This window comes from Streptomyces sp. NPDC111507 (assembly GCF_055638955.1).
This window is the reverse complement of sequence record NZ_JBVKBU010000058.1, coordinates 1-1,159: the sequence shown is the minus strand read 5'-3', so window position 1 is coordinate 1,159 and position 1,159 is coordinate 1. Positions and strand designations below refer to the sequence as shown.

Annotated in this window: 1 protein-coding gene; it reads right to left on the bottom strand. The window is 68.1% G+C overall.

The features are described from left to right. Positions 1-29: 29 nt before the first annotated feature. Positions 30-1,105, bottom strand: a protein-coding gene (locus ACZ7M2_RS52450; protein ID WP_471601369.1) for an IS630 family transposase whose coding sequence is annotated in 2 segments (ribosomal slippage) — positions 30-646 and positions 646-1,105 — 1,077 coding nt in all. Because the reading frame shifts where the segments join, the coding sequence is not laid out codon by codon here. Positions 1,106-1,159 lie beyond the last annotated feature (54 nt).

Genomic DNA, 1,159 nt, shown 5'->3' with positions numbered 1-1,159 from the left:
GCTGAGGTTGAAAGGGTGGGGTGACGGGGTTACGGGGGCTCCAGTCGCAGTCCGGTCTCGGTGATGAAGCCGTCGAGCGCTTCGGGGCGGCGTTGGATGTCGTGTAGACGGTTCTTCACGAGTGGGGTGAGGTCTTCGATCGCGTGGGGTGCGAGGTTGGCCAGGGACTTCTTCAGATGGGCCCATACGCCTTCGACGGGGTTGAGGTCGGGCGCGTAGGGCGGGAGATTGACGATGGTCAGCCAGTCGCTGTTGCGGTCGCAGAACTCCCGCAGGGCCTTGGCGTGATGAGTGCTGGCGTTGTCCCACACCACGATCAGCGGGGCACCGCCGAGTTGCCGACGGGCGGACGTCAGCAGGTCCGCGAATTCTCGCGCGCGGAAACCCTTCTTCTCGCCGGTTCGGCCCCGGTACGTCTGCGTCCGGTAGATCAGCCTGGTTGCACGCCCCGGCCTGAGGCAGATCATCCCGGCCATCAGGACACGACCTGAGCCCTTGCCTGTCACCTTGACCAGCGGCGTCCGGCCCCGCCGCGACCAGGTCCGGCCCTTCCCGGGCTTCAGGTCCTGTCCGGCCTCGTCCTCGAAAGCTATCCACGCGCCCAGGAGCTGGGCCGTCCTCTTACCCGTGACCACTGCTCCGTCCGCCACAGCTCGACGGCCTGCTCGTCCCGCTCGACGGCTCTGTGTGCGGGGACCTGCGGTGACCAGCCCAGCCTATGCAGCAGATACGACACCCCGCGCGGGGTGTACCGGTGCCCGAACAGTCGGTGAATCAGCTCCGCGACCCTCGCCAGGGTCCACCGCTGGTCCTCCATCCAGCCATGCGCCGCCGGGCCGGCCTCCAGCTCGGTCTGCAACCGCTCCGTCTCGGCATCGCTGAGCCGGCACGGAAAGCCACCGGCTCCCCTGGACTCCAGGGCAGCCCTGCCACCCTGACGCCACTCTGCGTGCCAGGCATACGCCGACTTCCGCGTCACCCGTAACCTGCGGGCCACCTCCGGCGGCCGCACCCCTTGCTCGAACATCTCCGCAGCCTCGAAGCGCACGGCCTCACGCTTCGCCCGCCCCACGGCGGTCAGACCACCGCTATCCGCGTACCTCATGACGAGGATGTAGCACCGCCAACGCCGACTGTCACCCCACCCTTTCAACCTCAG